Below are 25,011 nucleotides of genomic sequence, written 5' to 3'. Positions count from 1 at the left end.
CACTGTGATCAACGAGATTAAAAACGACGCCAAGGACCGCATGGCCAAGAGCGTAGAATCGCTCAAGACCCAGATGTCCAAGATCCGTACCGGCCGCGCTCATCCGAGCCTGCTCGATGGTATCCAGGTGGAATATTACGGCTCTGCCACTCCGCTGAAACAGTTGGCTAACGTAGTGGCAGAAGATGCCCGTACCCTGTCCATCTCCATCTTCGATCGCTCCATGATCCAGGCGGTGGAAAAAGCCATCCTGACCTCCGATCTGGGCCTGAACCCGTCAAGCAACGGTCAGACCCTGCGCGTGCCCTTGCCGCCGCTGACCGAAGAGCGTCGCCGCGATCTGACCAAGATCGTCCGTGCCGAAGCGGAAGGTGCCCGAGTTGCCGTGCGTAACATCCGTCGCGACGCCAACGCCGACTTCAAAGCGCTGCTCAAGGACAAAGAGATCTCCGAAGACGACGACCGTCGTGCCCAGGAAGAGATCCAGAAGCTCACCGACGCCTTCATCAAGCTGGTCGACGACGCCCTGGCTGCGAAGGAAAAGGAGCTAATGGAAATCTAAGCCTCCGACAGGTATATTACGAGCGCCGTGTAGTGCCCCTGCACGGCGTTTTTGTCTTTGTGGGAGAAATGAATGTCGCTTTTGGCAGCGCTAGGCGATAGCGCCAGCTCGTCCTTGCCTCGTCACGTCGCCATCATCATGGATGGCAACGGTCGTTGGGCCCAGAACCGTGGCAAGATGCGGGTCTTCGGCCACAAGGCGGGCGTGAAGTCCGTGCGTGAAGCCGTGACCTTCGCCGCCCGTGCCAGAATGGAGGCACTGACCCTGTTTGCGTTCTCCAGCGAGAACTGGCGGCGCCCGGAAGGGGAGGTCAACGCCCTGATGGAACTGTTTCTGACGGTGCTCGGCCGCGAGGTGAAGAAGTTGCACAGCAACGGTATTCGGCTCAAGGTGATCGGCGATACCGCCCGCTTCAGCGAACGGTTGCAGGCCAAGATAGCCAAAGCCGAGGCCCTGACCGCAGGCAACCAGGGGTTGACGCTCAATATCGCTGCCAACTATGGGGGCCAGTGGGATATCGCTCAGGCGGCTCGCAAGCTGGCTCGCGCCGTGGCGGCCGGTGAACTGGATGCCGAGGCCATCGATGAGGCGGCGTTGGCACAACAGGTTTGCATGGCCGACCTGCCGCCGGTGGATCTGCTGATCCGCACCGGTGGCGATCATCGCATCAGCAATTTTGTGCTATGGCAGCTTGCCTATGCCGAGCTCTATTTTACCCCGGTATTGTGGCCCGATTTTGACGAGGCCGAGTTCAGTGGGGCGGTTGCCTCCTTCGTTGCTCGCGAGCGTCGCTTCGGGTGTACGGGTGAACAGATCCGGGAATTGATCGCCGCACAACAGACCGGCTAAACCCCGCTCCCAAGAGAGAGGTTTCTTTTGCTAAAACAACGAATTATTACCGCATTACTGTTAGTGCCCATGGTATTGGGGGCACTGTTTTTCCTGCCATTGAAATTCTTCGCCCTGCTCGCTGCCCTGGTCTTTCTGCTGGCCAGCCGTGAGTGGAGCGCCTTCGTCTCCGCCCAGCCGCAACAATGGTTGCCGCTGGTGTTCTGCCTGTTGCTCGGCGCCAGCCTGTTCTGGGTGCCGGTGGAGCAACTCTGGATCCCCCAGTTGCATCCTCTGTTGATGGGGGTGCTCTGGACCGCAGTCAGTTGGTGGCTGCTGGGCCTGTTATTGGTCTTGCGTTACCCCCAGAGCGCCAGGCTGTGGAAAAATTCCATCTGGCTGAAATCCCTGTTCGGCCTGGTGACCCTGGTGCCCTTCTTCTGGTCACTGGTGGCCATCCGTGGCTACCACTTCTATCACGATCCCCTGATGGGGGCCTGGGTCCTGCTGTTCGTCATGGGCTTGGTCTGGGCGGCAGATTCTGGCGCGTATTTTTTCGGCAAGGCCTTTGGTAAACACAAACTGGCGCCGGCCGTCAGCCCGGGTAAAACCATCGAGGGCATGTTGGGTGGCCTGTTTACCGCCAGCCTGTTGGCCGTCGGCGTGACCTGGTTCATGGGCTTCGTGCCCGCCAAGATGGCGGTAGTGCTGCTGTGCTCCCTGCTGGCGGTGCTGGCCTCTGTGCTCGGCGATCTCACCGAAAGCATGTTCAAGCGCGAGGCAGGCATCAAGGACTCCGGTACCCTGTTGCCGGGTCACGGCGGTATTCTCGACAGGATCGACAGCCTGACAGCCGCCCTGCCGGTCTTCCTGCTCAGCTACATGCTGCTCAGTCAGGAGTTTTGATGCCTGACTCGCGGGTGATATTGAGGGCCTTCGGCTCCATCTGTCAGTTATTCATTCAGGAGTCTTGATGCACAACTCACTGGTGATCCTGGGTGCCTCCGGCTCCATCGGTCAGAGCACTCTCAAGGTACTGCGGCAGAACCCGGGCCGCTGGCAAGTGCTGGCGCTGACGGCCGCTCGCAGCGTGGATGCCATGCTGCGCGATTGTCTCGAATTTACCCCCCGCTTCGCCGTGATGGTGGATGAGGGCGCGGCAGCCGAACTGGCCGAGCGACTCAGGACCCACGGCGCTTCAACTCGGGTGCTGTCCGGTCAGGCTGCCCTGTGCGAAGTGGCCGCTCACCCGGATGCCCACAGCGTCATGGCCGCCATCGTCGGCGCCGCAGGATTGGCACCCACCATGGCCGCCGTGCGGGCCGGCAAGCGCATCCTGCTGGCCAATAAAGAGGCGCTGGTGATGTCCGGCGCCTTCTTCATGGAGGCTGTGCGCCATCACGGCGCCGAGCTGCTGCCCATCGACAGCGAGCACAACGCCATCTTCCAATGCCTGCCCGAGAGCATTCAGCGCCAGCCGGGTTTCTGCTCCCTGACTGAGGCGGGTATCAGCAAGATCCTGCTGACCGGCTCGGGCGGCCCCTTCCGCTATACCGACATCGGCGATCTGGACAAGGTCACACCGGCCCAGGCGGTCGCGCACCCCAACTGGTCCATGGGGGCCAAGATCTCGGTGGACTCCGCCACCATGATCAACAAGGGGCTGGAGTACATAGAGGCGCGCTGGCTGTTCAATGCGGCTCCTGAGCAGATCCAGGTGGTGATCCATCCCCAGTCGGTCATCCATTCCATGGTGCAGTACAAGGACGGCTCAGTGCTGGCCCAGCTCGGCAACCCCGACATGTGCACCCCCATCGCCCATGCCCTGGCCTATCCGAGCAGGATCGAATCCGGGGTGGAACCTTTGGATTTCTTCAGTGTCGGAGAGTTCAGCTTTATTCGTCCCGACTACGAACGCTACCCCAACCTGGCACTGGCCATGACGGCCTGCCAGCAAGGGCAGGCTGCCACGACCTCGCTCAATGCCGCCAATGAAGAGAGCGTCGCGGCTTTTCTTGCAGAGCGGATCGGATTTATGGATATTGCCAGAGTCAATGAATCCATCATGACGGCATTGGGTGGCTGCGCTGCAGGGTCGCTTGACGATCTGATTGCCCTGGATGGCATGGCCCGTGCCCGTGCCCACGAACTGATTGAGGAGCTTGCTCGATGAACGGACTGTGGTGGCCAGAGGCCGCTCTCTACGCGACGGGTCATGACCTTGAGGTATCTCACTGATGGGCGGCGTATTGTGGAGTATTGATGCCTTTCTTGTTGCCCCTGGGGATCAGACGGGCCATGACCTTGAGGTATCTCGCTGATGGGCGGCGTATTGTGGAGTATTGATGCCTTTCTTGTTGCCCTTGGGTATCAGACGGGCCATGACCTTGAGGTGGTTTGCTGATGGGCGGCGTATTGTGGAATCTTGGTGCCTTCGTCGTCGCCCTCGGCCTGTTGGTGGCGGTGCATGAGTTCGGCCACTTCTGGGTGGCCCGTCGCTGTGGCGTCAAGGTGGAACGTTTCTCCATCGGCTTTGGCAAGGCGATCTGGCGCCGCATCGGCAAGGACGGCACCGAATATGTGCTGGCCCTGATACCGCTGGGTGGTTATGTCAAGATGCTGGACGGTCGGGTCGATGAGCTCAAACCCGGTGAGGAGGCGCAGGCCTTCAATCACAAGAGCGTCTGGGCGCGGATGGCCATAGTCGCGGCTGGCCCCATGGCGAACTTCCTGTTCGCCCTGTTCGCCTTCTGGCTGATGTTCATGATCGGCGTCCCCAGCGTCAAGCCGGTGATCGACGAGGTGCGTCCCGCCTCCATCGTGGCCCAGGCTGGTGTTCTGCCTAGCATGGAGATCGTCGGGGTCGGTGATGAAGAGACCGGAGACTGGGAAGCGGTAACCTACGCGCTCATCAGCCATCTGGGGGATGACTCGGTACGGCTCAAGCTGAAGGCGGCGGATACCAGCTATGTGGTCGACAAGACACTCGAGCTGGGCGACTGGAAATTTGATCCGGAGAAAGAGTCTCCCATCGGCAGCCTGGGGATAGTGCCCCTCGGTGGCAAGGTGCTGCCCGTGGTGGAGGCCATTGTACCCAACAGCGCCAGCGAGAAAGCCGGTCTGCAGGTGGGAGATCGCATCAAGCGGGTAGGGGAGCAGGAGATCACCGAGTGGACTCAGTTTGTGCTGCGAGTGCAGCAGTCCCCCGAGCAGCCACTGCAAGTCATGGTGGAGCGCGGGGGCAGCGACCTGACCCTGACGCTGTTGCCGGATGCGAAAAAGGTGCGCGGCCAGCTGGTCGGTTTTGTCGGCCTCTCGCCGCAACTGGTTCCATTACCGGATGAGTATCGAGTTCTGTTACAGTATGGGCCTTTGCAAGCCCTGTGGCATGGGGCCCAGAAGACCTGGAGCCTGACCACGCTGACCTTTGATATGATTGGCAAGCTGATCGGTGGCATCGTCTCGCTGGATAACCTGAGCGGCCCCATCTCCATTGCCAAGGGGGCAGGCAGCAGCGCCGATTACGGGTTGGTCTATTTCCTCGGTTTCCTGGCGCTGATCAGCGTCAACCTGGGGATCATCAACCTGTTCCCCCTGCCGGTGCTGGACGGGGGCCATTTGGTCTACTTCCTCATCGAGGCAGTCACCGGCAAGCCGGTACCAGAAAAAATTCAGGAAGTTGGGTTCAGGATAGGCGCCGCCATTCTGATGTTACTGATGGGCATTGCGCTGTTTAATGATTTCGCTCGCCTCTGAGGCTAGAGCATCAACAAGGACACATAAGAACAAAATGGCTGTTAAAAAAGCATTGGTGTTGAGTTGCCTGCTGGGAGCCAGCCTCCTGGCTCAGGCGGCCCCTGCCTCTTTTGTGGTGCAAGACATTCAGGTCGAGGGTCTGCAGCGGGTGACCCTGGGCGCCGCCCTGTTGAATCTGCCGGTCCGGGTCGGGGACTCCGTCGATTCCGTGACTCTGGCCAACGCCATCAAGCGGCTCTATGCCTCGGGCAACTTCGAGGACGTCAAAGTCTATCGTGACGGTCAGGTGCTGCAGGTCGTGGTGAAGGAGCGCCCGACCATCTCCAGCATCGAGTTCTCCGGCAACAAGGACATCAAGGAAGAGCAGCTGACCCAGAGCCTGGAATCCTCCGGCATCCGGGTCGGTGATCCCTTGGATCGCACCGTGCTGAGCTCCCTCGAGAAGGGCTTGGAAGACTTCTACTATGGCGTGGGTAAATACTCCGCCAGGGTCAAGGCCATCGTCACGCCCTTGCCCCGCAACCGGGTCGACCTCAAGTTCACCTTCGTGGAAGGGGCCGCGGCCAAGATCCAGCAGATCAACATCGTCGGCAACAACGTGTTCCCGGAAGAGAAACTGCTGGCTCAGCTCTCCCTCAAGGACGATGTGCCCTGGTGGAACTTCACCGGCGATCAACGCTACCAGAAGCAGAAGCTGGCCGGTGACATCGAAGTGCTGCGCTCCTACTACATGGACCGCGGCTACATACGTTTCGCTCAGGAGTCCACCCAGGTCTCCATGACCCCTGACAAGAAAGGGGTCTACGTCACCCTGAACATCAAGGAAGGGGATCAGTACAAGGTCTCCGGAGTAGAGATCAAGGGCGATCTCATCGATCGCGGCGCCGAGATGAAGGGATTGGTCCCCATTGAGGCGGGCAGCGTCTACTCCGCCAGCCAGGTGACCCACACCGAAGAGGTGCTCTCCAAGTTCCTCGGCCGTTACGGTTACGCCTACCCCAAAGTGGTCACCTTCCCCCAGGTCAACGACGAGACCAAGGAAGTGGAGCTGATCGTCAACATAGAGCCGGGTCCCCGGGTCTATGTGCGCAACATCAACTTCAGCGGCAACGTCACCACCAAGGACGAAGTGCTGCGTCGCGAGATGCGTCAGATGGAAGGCACCTGGCTCTCCTCCGACAACGTCGAGCAGTCCAAGACCCGTCTCAACCGCCTCGGCTTCTTCGAGACCGCGGAAGTGGACACCAAGCGGGTGGCGGGCAGCGACGATCAGGTCGATCTCGACTTCAAGGTCAAGGAGCAGCCGGCGGGGTCCATCAACGCGGGTATCGGCTACGGCACCGAGTCGGGCCTGAGCCTGCAGGCGGGTCTGCAGCAAGACAACTTCATGGGTACCGGCAAGAAGATCGGTATCAACGCCAGTACCAACGACTACTCGAAGAGCATCGATCTCAGCTACAACGATCCCTACTTCACCGTCGACGGTGTCAGCCTGGGTGGCCGTCTCTACTACAACGAGTTCAGCGCGGCAGATGCCAACATCGTTGACTATGAGAACACCACCATCGGCTTCCGCCTCTCCAGCGGCTTCCCGGTCAACGAGAACAACCGCCTCGACTTCAGCCTCGGCTACGAGAACAACAAGCTGTCCCAGCCCAACCCCTATGTTCAGGTGGATGAGTTCTGGAGGGTGTACAGCGGCAATCTGGACGGTGACAACCGACTGGTGTTCAACACCGTCGACGTCACCGCCGGCTGGACCCGCTCCACCCTCAACAAAGGTCAGTTCCCGACCGCGGGTGACCGTCAGCGGGTGAATGCCAAGGTGACGGTGCCGGGCATGGATCTGCAGTATTACAAGCTGAACGCCGAAGACTCCCATTACTTCCCGTTCGATGCGGATCACCAGTGGGTGATGCTGGCCAAGGCCCGTGCCTCTTACGGCAATGGTTATGGCAGTAACGGCGACTACGATCACGTGCTGCCGTTCTTCGAGAACTACTATGCCGGTGGCTTCGATACCCTGCGTGGCTTCAAGAGCAACACCGTGGGTCCGAAGGCGCTCTATTACTACAACCTGGGCGGTAATGACGTCGTTCAGGGCACCGACAGCTCGGTGGGGGGCAACGCGCTGGCGGTCGCTTCCCTCGAGATGATAGTGCCGACGCCGTTCGCCTCCGAAAGCTATCAGCCTCAGCTCAGAACCAGCTTCTTCCTCGATGCCGGTACGGTCTGGGACACCAACTTCGACTTCAACCAGTACAAGAATCGCTGCTTCAGCGGTTGTAACTACCTGATGGACTACTCCGACCCCAGCAATATCCGGGTGTCCGCCGGTCTGTCACTGCAGTGGCTCTCCCCCATGGGCCCGCTGGTCTTCGTGCTGGCACAGCCGCTCAAGAAGTACGAAGGGGATGATACTGAAGTCTTCTCGTTCAACATCGGCCGTACCTTCTAAGAGGAACGGACGCGCCCCGCTTCGGCGGGGGCATCAATGATGGGATGCGCAATCTGCGTGCCTCACCAGGCAACAAGACGGTCCTGAGGATCGCTTGCATTATCAGGTAAATCAGGTAGCCCTCAACCGAGGGACCAAGGAGTAAGTGTGAATAAAGCGTTGAAAGTAGCTGGTTTGAGTTTTGCACTGATGGCTGCCGGTATGGGCTCCGCCTGGGCTGAGACCAAGATTGCCGTGGTCGACATGAGCGAAGTCTTCCAAAAGCTGCCCCAGCGTGACGCCGTGGCCAAGAAGCTGAAGAGCGAGTTCGAGCCGCGCATGCGTGAGCTGCAGAAGCTCGAGTCCGACGGTCAGACGCTGGTCGAGAAGTTCAAGAAGGATGAAGCCTTCATGAGCGCCGAGCAGAAGAAGCAGAACCAGGAGAAGCTGGCTAAGCTGCAAATGGAATTCAACCAGAAGCGTCAGGCATTTGAGCAGGACAACGGTCGTCGCCAGGCGGAAGAGCGCAACAAGATCCTGACCAAGGTTCAGGCTGCCATCGACTCCATCGCCAAGAGCAATGGCTACGATCTGGTGCTGGAGCGCAATGCAGCGCCTTATGCGGCCAGCAAGCTGGACATCTCCGGTCAGGTTATCTCTCAGGTAAGCAAGAGCAACTAATTGATGGCATTCACTCTCGCACAGCTGGCCCAGCAACTGGGGGCCCAGGTCCATGGCGATGGGACCCAGGAAATCCGCAAGGTAGCGACACTGGAAAAGGCCGGGGAGGGTGACATTACCTTCCTGTCCAACAAGAAGTACCGGCACTATCTGGAGCAGAGCAAGGCCACGGCCGTGCTCATCACAGAGGCGGATTTGCCATTTTGTCCCACCAATGCCCTGGTGCTCAAAGACCCTTATGTGGGCTTTGCCCGGGTCGCCCAACTGCTGGACACCACGCCGCAACCGGCCACGGATATCCATCCGAGCGCCGTCATCGCGGCGGACGTGCAGCTGGGTGAGAGAGTAGCCATCGGCGCCAACGCCGTCATCGAGTCCGGCGTCGTGCTGGGGGATGACGTGCGTATAGGCCCAGGTTGTTTCGTTGGCCAGCATACCCGACTGGGAGCGCGCTCCCGGTTGTGGGCCAACGTCACCCTGTATCACAACGTGACCCTGGGCACGGACTGTCTGGTGCAAGCCGGCACCGTGATCGGGGCAGATGGCTTCGGTTATGCCAATGAGCGTGGCGAGTGGATCAAGATCCCCCAGCTCGGTGGCGTGACCATAGGCAACCGGGTCGAGATCGGTGCCTGTACCACCATAGACCGGGGTGCGCTGGAAGATACCCGCATCGCGGATAACGTCATCATCGACAACCAGTGCCAGATCGCTCACAACGTCGAGATCGGCTACGGCACCGCCGTGGCGGGCTCCACCGTGATGGCCGGTAGTCTCAAGGTCGGCAAATACTGTATCATTGGCGGCGCCTCCGTCTTCAACGGGCACATGGAGATCTGCGACCAGGCCACCGTCACCGGTATGGCCATGGTGATGCGACCCATTACCGAACCCGGCGTCTACTCTTCCGGTATCCCTCTGCAGACCAACAAGGAGTGGCGCAAGACCGCCGCTCGGGTGATGCGTATCGAAGAGATGCATAAACGGTTGAGCCGGCTCGAGAAAGCGCTGGAACAAGAATAACCACGATTGGTATAGGGTACTGTTTTGACTACTGAAAAGAAGAGCCTGGGCATCCAGGAAATCATGGATCTGCTGCCCCACCGTTATCCTTTCCTGATGGTGGACAAGGTGGAAAATTACGAGATCAGCGATGAGCGCAAGACCCTGCGCGCCATCAAGAACGTCTCGTTCAATGAGCCGATCTTTCAAGGCCACTTCCCGGCAAAGCCGGTGTTTCCTGGCGTGCTGATCCTGGAAGCCATGGCGCAAGCCACCGGTATCCTGGCCTTTACCATGGTGGGCAAACCGTCCCCCAACGAACTCTATTACTTTGCCTCCATCGACCACGCGCGCTTCAAGCGCCCGGTCGGCCCTGGGGATCAGCTGGTGCTGGACGTGGAGTTCCTGAAGGAGCGCCGCGGTATCGCCAAGTTCACCGGTGTCGCCACCGTCGATGGTGAAGTGGTCTGTACTGCCGAACTGATGTGTGCCAAACGCGAGGTGTAACCGTGATCGACCAGACTGCCATCATTCACGATACCGCCATCGTCCATGAGTCTGCCGTGATCGGCAAAGGGGTGGAAATCGGCCCCTTTTCCGTCATTGGTGCCGAGGTGGAAATCGGTGACAACACCTGGGTCAGCTCCCACGTGTTGATCAAGGGCCCGACCAAGATAGGTCGTGGCAACAAGATCTTCCAGCACTCCTCCATCGGTGAGGACTGCCAGGACAAGAAGTACGCCGGTGAGCGCACCTTCCTCGAGATCGGCGACAACAACGTCTTTCGCGAGAACTGCACGGTGCACCGTGGCACCACCCAGGATCAGGCCCTGACCAAGGTGGGCAGCGGCAACCTGTTCATGGTCAACGTGCACGTGGCCCACGACTGCATCATCGGTGACAACTGCATCTTCGCCAATAACGCGACCCTGGCGGGTCACGTGGTGATCGGTGACTTCGTCATCTTCGGCGGCCTCTCCGCCATTCACCAGTTCGGTCGTGTCGGCTCCCACGCCTTCGTCGGCGGCTGCGCCGCCCTGAACAAGGACGTGCCGCCCTACGTGATGGCCGCTGGCAATTACGCCAAACCGTTCGGGGTGAACTCCGAGGGGCTGCGTCGCCGTGGTTATAGCCCGGAGGCGATTTCTGCTGTCAAACGTGCCTACAAAGAGATCTTCCGCTCCGGCAAGACCATCGAAGAGGTGCTGCCGGTGCTGATCGAGATGGCTGCCAGCGAACCTGCGGTCCAGCTCTATGTCGATTTCCTCAAAGACAACGAGCGCGGGATCATCCGTGCCTGATCCCATCCGCATCGGCATCGTCGCCGGAGAGACCTCCGGTGACATCCTGGCCGCCGGTCTGGTGCGCGAGCTCAAGGCCCGCTACCCGGATGCGCGGTTTGAAGGCATTGCCGGACCGCGGATGCAGGCGCTCGGCGTCAAGGCCCTGTTCGAGATGGAAGAGCTTTCCGTCATGGGCATCAGCGAGGTGCTGGGTCGTCTGCCCCGCATCCTGCAGGTGCGCCGCGAACTGTTGCGCCATTTTATTGCTAATCCACCCGATATCTTCATCGGGGTGGATGCACCTGATTTCAATATCGGGGTGGAGCTCAAGCTGCGCCGCGCCGGTATCAAGACGGTTCACTACGTCAGCCCCTCGGTCTGGGCCTGGCGGCAGAGCCGCATTCACAAGATCAAGGCCGCCACCGACATGGTGCTCGCCTTCCTGCCGTTCGAGAAAGCCTTCTACGACCGTTTCGATGCGCCCTGCCGCTTCGTCGGGCATACCATGGCCGATGCCATCCCGCTCGAGCCGGATCAAGCCGCCGTGCGCCGGGAACTGGGCATAGACCCCTCCCGCCGCTGGCTGGCGATATTGCCGGGTAGCCGCAGCGCCGAGGTTGGCTTCATGTCGCCTGTGTTCCTCGAGGCCTGCAAGCACCTGACGGTGCATTGCCCGGATCTTGGCTTCATCGTCCCCCTGGTGAACCAACAGCGCCGTGAGCAATTCCTGCAGATCAAGGCTGAGGTAGCGCCGGATCTCGAGATGGTCATGCTCGATGGCCAGGGTCGCGAGGCCATGATCGCCGCCGACGTGGTGATGCTCGCCTCCGGCACGGCCGCCCTGGAAGCCATGCTGGTGAAGAAACCCATGGTGGTGGGCTACAAGCTCAAGCCATTCAGCTATTGGCTTGCCCAGTGGCTGGTGAAGACGGACTATGTCTCCCTGCCCAATTTGCTGGCAGACCAGATGCTGGTGCCCGAGCTCATCCAGCACGAGTGCACCCCCTGCAATCTGGTGGAGGAGGTGAGCAAGTTGCTGGATCACGACAACCGTGAACTGATCGCCACCTTCACCAAGCTGCACAAGAGCATTCGCTGCAATGCCGATGTGCAGGCCGCCGAGGCGGTGGCCGAGCTGCTCGGCAGATAGGTGTGATGGCAGGTGCGCCCGAGGCGTTAGGTTGTGCTGACACTGGCCCTGCGGGGCCGGTTTTGATTCAAGGCGTTGATATGCAAATCGATATTCCGCAAGACAAGCTGGTAGCCGGGGTTGACGAGGTGGGCCGTGGCCCCCTGGTGGGGGACGTGGTCACCGCCGCCGTGATCCTGGATCCGGCCAACCCGATCGCGGGCCTTGCCGACTCCAAGAAACTCTCCGAGAAGAAGCGGCTCGCGCTGTTTGACGAGATCAAGGCCAAGGCGCTGGCCTGGTCCATCGGTCGGGCCAGCCCGGATGAGATCGACGAGCTGAACATCTTGCACGCCACCATGCTGGCGATGCAGCGCGCGGTGGCGGGTCTGGCCATCGCGCCTGAGCTGGTGTTTATCGATGGCAACCGCTGCCCGGCCTTAGCCATGGAGGCCCGCGCCGTGGTCAAGGGCGACAGCCTGGTGGCCGCCATCAGCGCCGCCTCCATCCTCGCCAAGGTGACCCGGGATGCCGAGATGACCGAGCTCGATGGCCGTCATCCCGACTACGGCTTTGCCCGCCACAAGGGCTATCCGACCGCGGAGCACCTCGCCATCCTGGCCGAGCGTGGCCCCCTGCCCGAGTATCGCAAAAGCTTCAAACCGGTGCGCCGTGCGCTGGGGATCGAATAATGGCCGAGCCTCGCTTCATCCACCTGCGGGTCCACTCCGATTTCTCCATGGTCGATGGCCTGCAAAAAATCGGCCCCATCGTCGGCGCTGCCGCGGCCAACGACATGCCGGCGCTGGCGCTGACCGACCAGATGAACATGTGCGGCCTGGTGCGCTTCTATGGCGGCGCTCATGGCAAGGGGCTCAAGCCCCTGGTCGGGGCGGATGTCTGGGTGCAGAGCCAGGAGCTCGGTGACGAGCAGTTCCGCCTTACCCTGCTGGCCATGGACAACGAGGGCTACCAGAACATCACCCTGCTCATCTCCCGTGGCTACCAGCGCGGTCACGTGCAGGGGCGTCCCGTCCTCGACAAGGAGTGGCTCGCGGATCACGCCAAGGGGGTCATAGTGCTCTCCGGCGGCCGCGAGGGGGATCTGGGCAAGTTCCTGCTCAAGGGCAACCGCCAGATGGTGGAGCAGAGCCTTGCCTTCTACCAGCGCCACTTCCCCGACGCTTACTACCTCGAGCTGCTGCGCACCGGTCGGCCGGACGAAGAGACCTACCTGCACATGGCGGTGGCCATCGCCACCGAGTTTGGACTGCCGGTCGTCGCCACCAACGAGGTGGTGTTCCTCAAGCAAGAGGATTTCGATGCCCACGAGATCCGGGTCGCCATTCACGATGGCTACACCCTGATGGACAAGCGTCGGCCGCGCCGTTACAGCCCGCAGCAGTACCTGCGCAGCCAGGAGGAGATGCTGGATCTGTTCGCCGACATCCCCGAGGCGTTGGAAAACACGGTGGAGATCGCCAAGCGCTGCAACGTGACGGTGCGCCTCGGCGAATACTTCCTGCCGAACTTCCCGACCGGTGACATGAGTACCGAAGACTTCCTGGTGATGAAGTCCAGGGAAGGGCTGGAAGACCGACTGGCCTTCCTGTTCCCGGATCCGGCGGTGCGGGTCGAGCGTCGCCCCGAGTATGACGAGCGCCTCGAGGTCGAGCTCAAGGTGATCAACCAGATGGGCTTCCCGGGTTACTTCCTCATCGTGATGGAGTTTATCCAGTGGTCCAAGGACAACGGCATCCCCGTTGGCCCTGGCCGGGGCTCGGGTGCCGGTTCGCTGGTGGCCTATGCCCTCAAGATCACCGATCTGGATCCCCTCGAATACGATCTGCTGTTCGAACGCTTCCTGAACCCGGAGCGGGTCTCCATGCCCGACTTCGACGTCGACTTCTGCATGGACCGACGGGACGAGGTGATCGATCACGTCTCCGAGATGTACGGCCGGGAGGCGGTCTCCCAGATCATCACCTTCGGCAGCATGGCGGCCAAGGCGGTGGTGCGGGACGTAGGAAGGGTGCTGGGCCATGCCTACGGCTTCGTGGATCGCATCTCCAAGCTGATACCGCCGGATCCGGGCATGACCCTGGCCAAGGCGTTCGAAGCCGAGCCCAAGCTGCCGGAGCTCTATGAGCAGGACGAGGAGGTGAAAGACCTCATCGACATGGCGCGCCGGCTGGAAGGGGTGGTGCGCAACGCCGGCAAACACGCCGGTGGTGTGGTCATAGCGCCCACCAAGATCACCGACTTCGCGCCGCTCTATTGCGATGATTCCGGTAATAACCCGGTCACCCAGTTCGACAAGAACGACGTGGAATACGCGGGCCTGGTGAAGTTCGACTTCCTGGGGCTGCGGACCCTCACCATCATCGACTGGGCGCTCGGCATGATCAACCCGCGCCTGGCCAAAGAGGGCAAGGCGCCGGTCGACATCGCCGCCATCCCGCTGGACGACAAGAAGTCGTTCGCGCTGTTGCAGCGTTTCGAGACCACGGCGGTGTTCCAGCTCGAATCCCGCGGCATGAAGGATCTGATCAAGCGGCTCAAGCCCGACTGCTTCGAAGACATGATCGCCCTGGTGGCCCTGTTCCGACCGGGCCCGCTGCAGTCCGGCATGGTGGACAACTTCATCGAGCGTAAGCACGGTAAGGAAGCCATCTCCTATCCGGACGAGAAGTGGCAGCACGAGAGCCTCAAACCCATACTCGAGCCCACCTACGGCATCATCCTCTATCAGGAGCAGGTGATGCAGATAGCCCAGGTATTGGCGGGCTATACCCTCGGCGGGGCGGACATGCTGCGCCGGGCCATGGGCAAGAAGAACCCGGCGGAGATGGCCAAGCAGCGTTCCGGTTTCGAGGAAGGCGCCGTCAAGAACGGCGTCGACGGCGAGCTGGCGATCAAGATCTTCGATCTGGTGGAGAAGTTTGCGGGCTACGGCTTCAACAAGTCTCACTCCGCCGCCTATGCGCTGGTCTCCTATCAGACGCTCTGGCTCAAGACCCACTTCCCGGCGGAATTCATGGCGGCGGTGATGACCGCCGACATGGACAACACCGACAAGATTGTGACCCTGGTGGACGAGTGCCAGCGCATGGGGCTGACCGTGATACCGCCGGACGTCAACACCGGTCGTTACCGCTTCAGCGTCAACGAAGACGGCCACATCGTCTACGGTATAGGCGCGGTGAAGGGGGTCGGCGAGGGCCCCATCGACGCCATCTTGGCGGCGCGAGACAGTGAGGGTCCCTTCCGCGATCTGTTCGACTTCTGCAACCGGGTCGACATCAAGAAGATCAACAAGCGGGTGATGGAGAAGCTGATCTTCTCCGGCGCCATGGACAGACTGGGCCCGCACCGGGCGGCGCTGATGGCCACGCTGGAGGAGGCGATGCGCGCCGCCGAGCAGCACGCCAAGGCGCAGGCGGTGGGCCAGGTCGACATGTTCGGGGTGCTCACCGAGGAGATCGATGACGTCAAGAAGGCGTTCGCCAACGTGCCGCACTGGCCCGACAAGGTCTGGCTGGAAGGGGAGCGGGAGACCCTCGGTCTGTATCTGACCGGCCATCCCATCAACCAGTACAGCAGCGAGCTGCGCCGTTACACCTCGGGCCGGTTGTGCGATCTGCACCCCACCTCCCGCGACACCATCACCACGGCGGCGGGGCTGGTGATCGCCGCCCGCAGCATGGTGACCAAGCGCGGCAACAAGATGGGGATCTTCACCCTGGACGACAGATCTGGCCGTCTGGATGTGACCCTGTTCAGTGAAGCGCTGGAAAAATACGAAGAATTGATGCAAAAAGACCGTATTTTGGTGGTTTCTGGACAGGTCAGCTTTGATGACTTCTCCGGTGGCCTTAAAATGTCGGCCCGCGAATTGCTGGATATTAACGATGCGAGGGAGCGTTTCGCCAGGGCGATCCGCATTTCCCTCGATGAACAACGCATTGATGAGCGCTTTTTCCCGCGTTTGTGCGAGATTTTGGAACCCGCCCGTGCCGGAGTCTGTCCGGTTCAGGTAAACTATCGTCGCCCCGGCTCCCGGGTGCGATTGACGCTCGGTACCGAGTGGCGGGTGACGCCCACCGATCAACTGATAGATGACTTGCGAGTCCTGCTTGGACGAGAGCGGGTTGAATTGGTTTTTGATTAGAGGATCTATAGTCCCTATGAGTCTTTTTCTGGATTTTGAACAGCCGATCGCCGAATTGCAGGCTCAGATCGATGAACTTCGCCATGTGAGTGAGCACAACAGTGCCGTGGACCTGAGCGAAGATATCCGTCGGCTGGAGAAGAAAAACGAAGAGCTGACCAAGAAGATCTTCGGCGATCTGGGGGCCTGGCAGGTATCCCAGATGGCGCGTCATCCCCAGCGCCCTTACACCCTCGACTACATCGAGCAGATCTTCACCGACTTCGACGAGCTGGCGGGTGATCGCGCCTATGCCGATGACAAGGCCATCGTCGGTGGCATCGCCCGTCTCGACGGCGAGCCGGTGATGGTGATTGGTCAGCAGAAGGGTCGCGAGACCAAGGAGAAGATCCGACGAAACTTCGGCATGCCGCGTCCGGAAGGGTACCGCAAGGCCCTGCGTCTGATGGAGATGGCCGAGCGCTTCAAGATGCCGATCATCACCTTCATCGACACCCCGGGCGCCTACCCCGGCGTGGGTGCCGAGGAGCGTGGCCAGTCCGAGGCCATCGCCCGCAACCTCAAAGTCATGGCCGGTCTGACAGTGCCGGTTGTCTGCACCGTGATCGGTGAAGGCGGCTCCGGCGGCGCGCTGGCCATCGGCGTCGGCGATCGGGTCAACATGCTGCAGTACTCCACCTACTCCGTCATTTCGCCGGAAGGTTGCGCCTCCATCCTGTGGAAGAGCGCCGACAAGGCGCCGGTCGCCGCCGATGCCATGGGCATCACGGCCCAGCGCCTGAAGGAGCTCAAGCTCATCGACAACATCGTCGAAGAGCCCCTCGGCGGTGCCCACCGCAACGTGGAGCTGATGGCCCAGCGCCTGAAGGACCGCATCAAGCAAGATCTCGCGGTCTTGCGCCCGCTCGACAGCGAGCAACTGCTGGAGCTGCGCTACCAGCGCCTGTTGGGTTACGGCTACTGCTGATCCCGTCGGCAGTGCGAGCCAAGAAAAAGTCCCCGCCATGCGGGGACTTTTTTTATGGACAATCTTGGTGATGCGCGGTGGCGGGCTCGCGGGCCCTATCCCGGCGTGACACCCTGCTGTTGCCGGCTGGGCAGGGGGACGGGTCGCTTGGCTGTGCTGGCCGGGGCCAGGGCGCGCCACTCTCGCCACAGCAGGTAGCACAGCGGCGGGGCCAGCAGCAGTATGCTGGCGGGTTGGGCCAGCAGCACACCGTCACGGCCCCACCAGAGCGGCAGCAGGGTGATCATCGGCAGCAGCAGCAGGGTCTTGCCAAGGGAGAGCGCCAGCGCCTGGCGGGTATGGGCCATGGATTGCAGCAGCACTATGCCAAATAGCAGCACCCCCTCCAGCGGAATGGCGGCCAGGTTGAGGGTCAGGCTGCGCACCGCCGCCGCCAGCAACTCGGGATCCTGGACGCCGGTATAGAGCATGGCGACCTGGCGTGGCAGCAGCTGGATCAGCAGCCAGACCACCATGCCGTAGATCACCGTGATCTTGAGCCCCATCATCATCAGGAACCTCAGATCCCTGTGTCGCCCGGCCCCTGCCGCCTGGCCGATGAGGGGCTGGATGCCGAAGGCCAACCCCTGCAGGATCACCACGAATACCGCCTCCGTGTAGCCGGCCACGGTGAAACCGGCCAGATCCTTGACCGAGCCGTGGATCATCAGCTGGCTGTTGTGCAGCAGCAACAGCAATCCCAGGTTGAACTGGGCGATGAGGCTCGGCAGGCCGCAGAACAGCAGGGCGGGCATGGCACCGACTCTGGGCAGCAGCATGGACGGGGAGAGGCGTAATCTGGCATAGGGGGTGAAGAAGTAACTCAGCCCGAGCAGGCTGACGACGGCCTCGGAGATGAGTGTCGCCTGGGCGGTGCCCACCAGCCCCAGCCCCAGCTGACCGACCATGAGGTAGTTGAGGAGGATGTTGAGCACGGCGCCGCTGCTGACCAGGATCATGGCCAGCCTGGGGCGCCCGTCATTGCGCAGCAGATAGGGCACCGCCAGGTTGGCGGCCAGTAGCAGGGTGCCGCCACCAATCCAGGTGAGATAGTCGCTGGCCTGTTGCCAGATGGCCGAGCCTGGCTCGATTCCCAGCGCTCGCAGGATGTCGCCGTGCCAGTGGTGCAGCAGCAGCGGCGCGATCGCGCCCAGGATCAGCACCAGCCAGAGGGCATTGACCAGGGTCTGGCGGGCCGACGTTAACTGCCTGGCCCCTTGCTGGAGGGAGATGGTGGTGGCGGCCCCCATGGCGAGCATGGCGGCGAGGCCGATCAGCACCATGATGACCGGGTAGACCAGGTTGATGCCGGCGAGGCCGGCAGCCCCCACGTAGTGGCCGACGAAGATGCCATCGACCAGGTAATAGGCGCCGGAGACCAGCATGGCGAGGATGGAGGGGAGCGCGTAGCCCCAGAAGCGCCGGGTCATGGCCCGCTGGCGTCGGATGAAATAGGCTGACATAACTGTGCTTCTCGCCGGGTTCAGGGATCGAAGTCACAGTGTAGATTGTCACATTTTAATTGATAATCCGGCTTTTACTTGATGAATTGCTGAATACTGCTCATTAATCAAGGCTGGCGATGGTGCGCCTTCAACATGTCGATCAGGGCTCGCAGGCCGCTGCCGAGCTGGTGGCGACTGGGATAGAAGAGATTGAAACCGGCAAAAACGGGGCTCCAGGGAGCCAGCACCGTCACCAGCCGACCCGCCGCCAGCGCCTCCTTCACCTCCTCCTCATAGCAATAGGCCAATCCCAATCCCGCCTCGGCCGCCCCCAGATAGAGTGCCGGGGTGCTGGTGGTGAGGGGCCCGCTCACCTCTATCTCCAGCAACTCGCCGTCGGCGGCAAATGCCCAGCGGTAGTGATGATGGGGGGTGAGGCGATAACCGATGCAATCATGCTGGGTCAAATCAGATGGGTGGTTGGGTGTGCCACAACGTGCCAGATAATCAGGTGATCCCACTACCAGATAACGGTGCAGCGGGCCCAGCGGCACGGCGATCATCTCCTTGGGCAGGAGGTCGCCATAGAAGAGGGCGGCGTCGTAGCCATCCTCGATGAGGCGTGGCATCAGCTCCTGCTCCACCACTTCCACCTGCATGCGCGGGTAGCGGATCAGATAGTCGATCAGCACGGGGGCCAGCAGATCGTGGATGGCGGCGCGGGGTGCGCAGATCTTCAATCTGCCGACCGGTTCATCACCGTGGCGGGTCAACTCCTCGAGCGCCCCTTCCAGCTGGCTCAGGGTCGGCAGCAGTTGTGCCAGAAGCCGCTGGCCGGCGTCGGTCGGTACCACGGCTCTGGTGCTGCGATTGAGCAATCTGACGCCCAAACGACGCTCAAAACCTTTCAGCGAGTGACTCAGGGCCGAGGCCGAGACCCCGAGTTCGAGTGCCGCCTTGCTGAAACTCTGGTGGCGGGCGACGGCGGCAAATACCGCGAGTTCGGCGAGGTCGGTACGGGTGATGGCCATGGTAATTAAGCAACTGGGAGGGGGAAAACTAGGGTACGCCATGGCAGGAAGGGACACAATCAGCACGCTAAAACGGAAGTTGTGAACGAATTGTGTTGCTCTCAGGCCATAGAATCCAGTGAAACAAATTTGATTTGTTAAAAAAATCTAACAAATCGGCGCCTGAAATGTGATCTTGCGCGATTGAAAGGCGACTGGAGTCAAACTTTGGTTGATTAATTCAAAAAAACGCTGTGATTAATAGCCCCTTTTAATTAGAGTCAGCCCATCGAATGAGGTGGTCGTTGCGAGGTTGTTAAATAAAACGCGCGACACACATCAGCATCACGATCTCACACCTTCGTTTGTTGCGATTTGGTTGCCACAAGGAGTGATGGCCCGATTGCCGGGGTGTGAGAGTAAAAAGGACGAAGAGCAGGCGTTCCAGGGAGATGGAACCGGGCCCATGGCCCACACCCGACTAGTAAGATTCCACTTTCCTTGATGACAGGAACAACCCTATGTCTGACATGAATATTGCAGTTGAAGGCAGCTTAGCCAGTAATGCATCTTCCCGTGGCATCAACAAGGCCGATCTGGTCTGGATGCTGGGCCTGTACGGTACCGCCATCGGTGCCGGTGTCCTCTTCCTGCCGATCAACGCCGGTGTCGGTGGTCTGTGGCCGCTGGTGGCCATGCTGGTCCTGGCCCTGCCGCTGACCTTCTTCGCACACCGCGGCCTGACCCGCTTCGTGCTGTCCGGCTCCACCCGTGATGGCGACATCACCGAGGTGGTGGAAGAACACTTCGGCAAGACCGCAGGCAAGTTCATCACCCTGCTCTACTTCTTCGCCATCTACCCGATCCTGTTGATGTACTCTGTTGCCATCACCAACACGGTCGAGAGCCTGATGGTGCACCAGCTGGGCATGTCTGCTCCGCCCCGTGCCATCCTGTCGCTGGTGCTGATCCTGGGTCTGATGGCGATCGTTCGCCTCGGCGGCCAGGTCATCGTCAAGGCGATGAGCGTGATGGTGTTCCCGTTCGTCATCACCCTGATGGGTCTGGCACTCTACCTGATCCCCCATTGGAACGGTGCCATCATCACCGAAGCACCGGCCCTGTCCGATGCCTTCAACGGTGACTTCATCAAGACCCTGTGGCTGGCGATCCCGGTGATGGTGTTCTCCTTCAACCACTCCCCGATCATCTCCTCCTTCGCGGTGGACAACAAAGGCCGCTACGGCGAGAACGCCGAGAAGAAGTGCAGCAACATCCTGCTGGGCGCCCACGTCATGATGGTCATGACAGTGATGTTCTTCGTGTTCAGCTGCGTACTGAGCCTGTCCCCGGCCGACCTGGCTGCCGCCAAGGAACAGAACATCTCCATCCTGTCCTACCTGGCCAACCACTTCGACAACCCGGTTATCGCCACCGTAGCACCGCTGATCGCCCTGGTCGCCATCAGCAAGTCTTTCCTGGGCCACTACCTGGGTGCACAAGAAGGCATGAACGGCCTGATGGCCAAGGCACTGCGTGAGAAGGGCAAGAAGGTCGAGATCAAGCAGCTCAACAAAGTGACCGCTATCTTCATGATCCTGACCACCTGGGCTATCGCCACCATCAACCCGAGCATCCTCGGCATGATCGAAGACCTGGGCGGCCCCATCATCGCGATGCTGCTGTTCCTGATGCCGATGTACGCCATCACCAAGGTGCCTGCCATGCGCAAATACGCTGGCAACATCAGCAACGGCTTCGTGACCCTGATTGGCCTGATCGCCATGTCCGGCATCATCTACAAGCTGATTGCCTGATAACAAAGCAAGACCTTGTGAGAAAGCCGCCTCGAAAGAGGCGGCTTTTTTTATGGGAGCACGATAGCCCTTAACAAGCGCGTGATGGCGGCCTAACATGGCGGGATGTTTTTTTGAGTCGGGACAAAAGGAATATGTCTGCGTTGAAAAAGGAGCTCGGGCTCTGGCAGGGGATGGGGCTGCTCGCCACCTCCCTGCTCGGTACCGGGATCTTTGTGGTACCGGCGACCGCGGCGTCGCTGGCGGGGGGGGCCTCGCTCTGGGCCTGGGTATTGCTGATCGTGCTGGTGCTGCCCATCGCCTTTACCTTCGCCCGGCTCGGCCGCCGCTACCCTCATGCCGGTGGTGCGCCGCACCTCATCGGTCTCGCCTTTGGTAACGGCGCCGAGCGCTTCTCCGCCTTCCTGTTCCTGGCGGTGCTGCCGGTGGGCTTGCCCGCCGCCCTCACCATAGCCGCCGGCTTCTGGCATGCCCTGTTCGACATGGGGGAGTGGACCCTGTGGGGCATCCAGCTGCTGACCCTGCTCGGGGTATTCTTGCTCGGCCTGCGCGGCGCGCGCTCCTCGGGCAACCTGCAACTGCTGATCGCCCTGGCCATCCTGGGGCTGACCCTGCTCATCTGGTTCAAGGGGGATCTCGGCTGGCGCGATGCCGCCCAGCCGCTGCCGACCGAGACGCAGTGGCCCGCCATGGGCACGGCGCTGGCGGTGATGTTCTGGTGCTTCGTGGGGCTGGAAGCCTTCGCCCACATGGGGGAGGAGTTCAAGCGGCCGGAGCGGGATTACCCCTTGGCACTGCTCGGCGGCGTGCTGCTGGCGGGGCTCATCTACTGGATCCACTCCCTGGTGGTGCTGAAATATGGCCTCTACGGGGACGAGGCGAAGAATGCTACCGCCATCCCGGCCCTGCTCTCGCTGTTGTTCGGGCCGACCGCCAAGTGGCTGGTGGCGATCCTGGGCTATCTCTCCTGTTTTGCCAGCATCAACATCTATCTGCAGGGCTTTGCGCGCCTGATCTGGAGCATGGCGCGGGAGGGCAAACTACCGGTCTCCCTCTCCCGCCTCTCGGCCCGGGGGGCGCCGCTGGCGGCCCTGTGCTGGGTGCTCGTGATCTGCCTTGTCTCCATCACCCTGATCCTCTGGCTCAAGCTGCCGCTCGATGAGCTCATCCGCTATGCCAACGGCAACTTCGTGCTGGTCTATCTGCTCTGCATGGCGGCGGGCTGGCGCCTGCTCGGCGGCATGGGCAAGGGGCTGGCGGGGCTCAGCGTGCTGCTCTGCCTCGCCGTGCTGGTGGCGCTCGCCTCCCAGGTGCTTTACGCCGTGCTGCTGAGTGCGGGTTACGGCCTGTTCTCCCTGTGGCGCCGCGCGCGTCGTCGTCGGCGCCTGCACGATGAGGGCCCCCTCTCCGCCATCAAGTAATGCCAGTCGGCAACCCGATAGCAAAAGCCCCGCAGTGCGGGGCTTTTTGTTGGCTACTGATTGCCTGGCAGGTCACTGCGCAAGATGGCGTATTGGTGCAGGGAGATGAAGCCACCGGCCTTGATTTCGCACTCCCGTGCCGTGCCTTCATAGTGAAAGCCGGCCCGCTCGAGCAGGCGCGCAGAGGGGGTATTGGGCTCCTCGACCACCGCCAGTAGCCGATGCAGATCCGTGGTGCGGTAGATCAGGGCCAGCGCCTGCCGCAAGGCCTCGCCCATGATCCCCTTGCCCCAGTATTCGGGATAGAGCCAGTAGCCGAGCTCGGCACACTTGTGGCGCGGGTCGGCGTCGTTGTAGCCGATGGCCCCCATTGGCTCATGGGTGTCCGGGTCGCGGATCAGGAACCAGGCGCCGCTGCCGGTCCGGGTTATCTCGGCGTACCAGTCCATCTGTTCCTCGCAGGCCGCGAGGCTGTGGTAACTAACGCCGTAGTAGGCGATGACGTCGGGATCCGACAGGCCGCGATAGATGTGGATCAGATCGCTGACCTGGATGGGGCTCAGCTCGAGCTTGGCTATTGATGGGTGTGACATGGGTGTCTCCTGGCGGCCACGGTGGGCCGCCTTGGGTTAATGGGATGGGAACGGGTTGCCGGATCAGCACTCGTTGAGGCCAAGATGCGCGGTGAGTTGATGCAACTCGTCGCGCCATGCCTGTTGCAGCCTTGGAGTCTGGTGCTTGGGCCTGCGGGCGAGATCGGCGGCCAGCAAGGCCTCCAGCTCATACCAGCGTGCCAGCTGCGCCTCTTCGTCATCCCCGGTCCCGCTCGGCTGCTCGGCGGCCGCGTCGGGCGAATCGCTCACCTTGTCCTCTTCTTGCGTGCCGAGCAGTTCGGCATAGGCCCGCTCGGCGCTGTGCGCCTCGTGGATCCGCCCGTCTCGTATCAGCCAGAAGCGGTTGCAACTGCGCTCGATCAGATCCCGGTCGTGGGAGATCAGCAAGACCCCGCCAGCAAACTGAAGCAAGGCCTCGGCCAGCTCCTCCTTGCCCTCCAGATCCAGGTGGTTGGTGGGCTCATCGAGCCAGAGCAGATGATGATTGGCCAGCGACAGGGCGAGAAACAGCAGTCTGGCCCGCTCGCCGCCACTCAAGGCCCGCACCTGCTGGCCGTGCCTGGAGTAGGGGAAGCCCGCGCGGATCAAGGCCTGACGCAGCGTCACCCCCGGCAGAGGCGCCAGGGAGTAGAGGGCGTCGGTCAGGCTGGCGCCATCGTCGAGCTGCTGCAGGGCCTGATCGTAGTAGGCGATGCTGGCGCCGGGGTGGTGATACCAGCCCTCGGGTGGCACTTGCTCGCACAGCTCGCGCCAGCACTGGCGCAGCAGGGAGGACTTGCCCGTGCCGTTGGCACCGAGCAAGGCGACCCTGTCTCCCGAGCGGAGCCTGAGCCCCTCGGCTCGCAGCAAGGGGGGCAGGTCGGGGGCCGGACGCACCTCGAGCGCCTCCAGCCGCAGCAGGGCGTCGGCTTGCAGCCCCAGTCCGTGCAGCTCGAGCCGCCAGGGGGCACCGGCGCCGACCTGGCTCTGCTCCTCCTGTAGCCGGACGATGCGTTTCTCCATGGACTTGGCCTGGCGCACCAGCTTCTCGTTATCGTGCTCCCGCCCCCAGATGGCGAGCCGCTTGCTGCTGGCACTCAGTCTGTCTATCTCCTTCTGCTCGTCGGCCCGGCGCTGGCGGGCATTGTCGTCCTCCTCGGCCAGCGCCACCCTGGCCTGACTGCAGGGCAGGGCGAAGCGATAGAGCCGCCTGTCCCGCAGGATGAGGGTGTCGCTGGTCACCCGATCGAGCAGGCGAGCGTCGTGGGAGACCAGCACCAGGGCGCCGCGCCAGCCCAGCAGGAAGCGCTCAAGCCAGAGCAGGGAGGGCAGATCCAGGTGGTTGCTGGGCTCATCGAGCAGCAGCAGGTTGGGTTGGCGCAGCAGGGCGCGCCCTATCTGCAAGCGGCTGTGCTGGCCACCGCTCAGGGCACTGACCGGCAGTGCCGCCTGTTCGCTCAGTTGCAGTTCGGTCAGCATCTTGTCCACCTGCCAGTCGAGGCTGGGGTCGAATGCCAGGGTCTCTGCCAGCACGTCGCGGGTGCTGAGTGTCTGCAACTGTGCGGGCAGATGCTGGGACACAAACTCGCAGCGACAGGGGGCGGCTCTGTGTATGCGTCCGTCATGGGGCGGGATCTGGCCGGCGAGCAGGGCGAGCAGGGTGCTCTTGCCACTGCCATTGGCGCCGATGAGGCCGATGCGATCGCCGCTCTGGATGCTGAGATCGAGGCCGTCGAATAAGGGAAGGTGTCCCGCAGTCATCTGCAGGGAGTGGGTACTCATCAGGGTTGTCATGCTCTTGCTCTCTTAAATCACGGGATCGGAGATCCCTGTCATCAGGAGCGCTGGCGACAACGGTCGAGAAAGGTCT

The 25,011-nt window shown here is 61.6% G+C and carries 20 protein-coding genes; 16 read left to right on the top strand and 4 right to left on the bottom strand.

Going from position 1 to position 25,011, the window contains the following annotated elements:
• The first annotated feature begins 4 nt into the window (after positions 1–4).
• From frr to accA, 14 genes are all read left to right on the top strand, one after another.
• Positions 5–562, top strand: a complete 558-nt coding sequence (gene frr, locus MM194_RS04160) for a ribosome recycling factor (RefSeq protein ID WP_033132048.1) — start codon at positions 5–7, stop codon at positions 560–562.
• A gap of 72 nt (positions 563–634) precedes the next feature.
• Complete coding sequence (uppS, locus tag MM194_RS04155; RefSeq protein WP_033132049.1) at positions 635–1,411, top strand: polyprenyl diphosphate synthase; 777 nt, start codon at positions 635–637, stop codon at positions 1,409–1,411.
• 27 nt (positions 1,412–1,438) lie between these two features.
• Complete coding sequence (locus tag MM194_RS04150) at positions 1,439–2,296, top strand: phosphatidate cytidylyltransferase (protein ID WP_033132050.1); 858 nt, start codon at positions 1,439–1,441, stop codon at positions 2,294–2,296.
• Between the two features lie 67 nt (positions 2,297–2,363).
• Positions 2,364–3,563 (top strand): 1-deoxy-D-xylulose-5-phosphate reductoisomerase, encoded by a 1,200-nt coding sequence (gene ispC, locus MM194_RS04145; protein WP_241342761.1) that lies wholly within the window; start codon positions 2,364–2,366, stop codon positions 3,561–3,563.
• Between the two features lie 230 nt (positions 3,564–3,793).
• The gene (gene rseP, locus MM194_RS04140; RefSeq protein ID WP_241342760.1) at positions 3,794–5,146 is read left to right on the top strand and encodes a sigma E protease regulator RseP; all 1,353 of its coding nucleotides are present in this window, start codon (positions 3,794–3,796) and stop codon (positions 5,144–5,146) included.
• 34 nt (positions 5,147–5,180) lie between these two features.
• Positions 5,181–7,604, top strand: a complete 2,424-nt coding sequence (gene bamA / locus MM194_RS04135) for an outer membrane protein assembly factor BamA (RefSeq protein ID WP_033132052.1) — start codon at positions 5,181–5,183, stop codon at positions 7,602–7,604.
• Positions 7,605–7,751: 147 nt separating this feature from the next.
• Entirely contained in the window at positions 7,752–8,264 is a 513-nt protein-coding gene (locus MM194_RS04130; RefSeq protein WP_033132053.1) for an OmpH family outer membrane protein, read from the top strand.
• Between the two features lie 3 nt (positions 8,265–8,267).
• The gene (gene lpxD, locus MM194_RS04125; protein WP_241342759.1) at positions 8,268–9,287 is read left to right on the top strand and encodes a UDP-3-O-(3-hydroxymyristoyl)glucosamine N-acyltransferase; all 1,020 of its coding nucleotides are present in this window, start codon (positions 8,268–8,270) and stop codon (positions 9,285–9,287) included.
• A 24-nt stretch (positions 9,288–9,311) separates the two neighbouring features.
• Entirely contained in the window at positions 9,312–9,773 is a 462-nt protein-coding gene (fabZ, locus tag MM194_RS04120) for a 3-hydroxyacyl-ACP dehydratase FabZ (RefSeq protein ID WP_277605030.1), read from the top strand.
• 2 nt (positions 9,774–9,775) lie between these two features.
• A complete protein-coding gene (lpxA, locus tag MM194_RS04115; protein ID WP_241342758.1) occupies positions 9,776–10,567 on the top strand; it encodes an acyl-ACP--UDP-N-acetylglucosamine O-acyltransferase in 792 nt (263 codons plus the stop codon).
• Positions 10,560–11,699 (top strand): lipid-A-disaccharide synthase, encoded by a 1,140-nt coding sequence (lpxB, locus tag MM194_RS04110; RefSeq protein WP_033132056.1) that lies wholly within the window; start codon positions 10,560–10,562, stop codon positions 11,697–11,699. Before lpxA ends, lpxB begins: the two co-directional genes overlap by 8 nt.
• Before the next feature lie 80 nt (positions 11,700–11,779).
• Positions 11,780–12,370, top strand: coding sequence for a ribonuclease HII (gene rnhB / locus MM194_RS04105; protein ID WP_241342756.1), 591 nt, complete (start codon positions 11,780–11,782; stop codon positions 12,368–12,370).
• A complete protein-coding gene (gene dnaE / locus MM194_RS04100; protein WP_033132058.1) occupies positions 12,370–15,849 on the top strand; it encodes a DNA polymerase III subunit alpha in 3,480 nt (1,159 codons plus the stop codon). Before rnhB ends, dnaE begins: the two co-directional genes overlap by 1 nt.
• Positions 15,850–15,865: 16 nt before the next feature.
• The gene (gene accA / locus MM194_RS04095; RefSeq protein WP_033132059.1) at positions 15,866–16,816 is read left to right on the top strand and encodes an acetyl-CoA carboxylase carboxyl transferase subunit alpha; all 951 of its coding nucleotides are present in this window, start codon (positions 15,866–15,868) and stop codon (positions 16,814–16,816) included.
• A 95-nt stretch (positions 16,817–16,911) separates the two neighbouring features.
• Here the strand turns inward: accA and MM194_RS04090 are convergent, their stop codons facing one another.
• On the bottom strand, positions 16,912–18,318 hold the full coding sequence (locus tag MM194_RS04090; protein WP_241342754.1) for an MATE family efflux transporter: 1,407 nt from the start codon (positions 18,316–18,318) through the stop codon (positions 16,912–16,914).
• A 107-nt stretch (positions 18,319–18,425) separates the two neighbouring features.
• Positions 18,426–19,331, bottom strand: coding sequence for a LysR family transcriptional regulator (locus MM194_RS04085; protein WP_241342752.1), 906 nt, complete (start codon positions 19,329–19,331; stop codon positions 18,426–18,428).
• Between the two features lie 500 nt (positions 19,332–19,831).
• Here MM194_RS04085 and MM194_RS04080 point away from each other — a divergent pair, with 500 nt between their 5' ends.
• Complete coding sequence (locus MM194_RS04080) at positions 19,832–21,127, top strand: HAAAP family serine/threonine permease (RefSeq protein ID WP_042639614.1); 1,296 nt, start codon at positions 19,832–19,834, stop codon at positions 21,125–21,127.
• A 134-nt stretch (positions 21,128–21,261) separates the two neighbouring features.
• Positions 21,262–22,548: an L-methionine/branched-chain amino acid transporter gene (gene yjeH, locus MM194_RS04075; protein ID WP_241342750.1), complete on the top strand. Its 1,287-nt coding sequence runs from the start codon at positions 21,262–21,264 to the stop codon at positions 22,546–22,548.
• A 53-nt stretch (positions 22,549–22,601) separates the two neighbouring features.
• Here the strand turns inward: yjeH and MM194_RS04070 are convergent, their stop codons facing one another.
• A complete protein-coding gene (locus tag MM194_RS04070; RefSeq protein WP_241342748.1) occupies positions 22,602–23,141 on the bottom strand; it encodes a GNAT family N-acetyltransferase in 540 nt (179 codons plus the stop codon).
• 63 nt (positions 23,142–23,204) lie between these two features.
• Positions 23,205–24,935 carry an ABC-F family ATP-binding cassette domain-containing protein gene (locus MM194_RS04065; protein WP_241342746.1) on the bottom strand — a complete coding sequence of 577 codons (1,731 nt, stop codon included), beginning with the start codon at positions 24,933–24,935 and terminating at the stop codon, positions 23,205–23,207.
• Positions 24,936–25,011: the final 76 nt, after the last annotated feature.

Source organism: Aeromonas sp. MR16 (assembly GCF_022549315.1).
In the GTDB taxonomy this organism is placed as follows: domain Bacteria; phylum Pseudomonadota; class Gammaproteobacteria; order Enterobacterales; family Aeromonadaceae; genus Aeromonas; species Aeromonas aquatica.
Note: the sequence above shows the minus strand (reverse complement) of the source record. Positions and strands in the feature narration are given on the sequence as shown.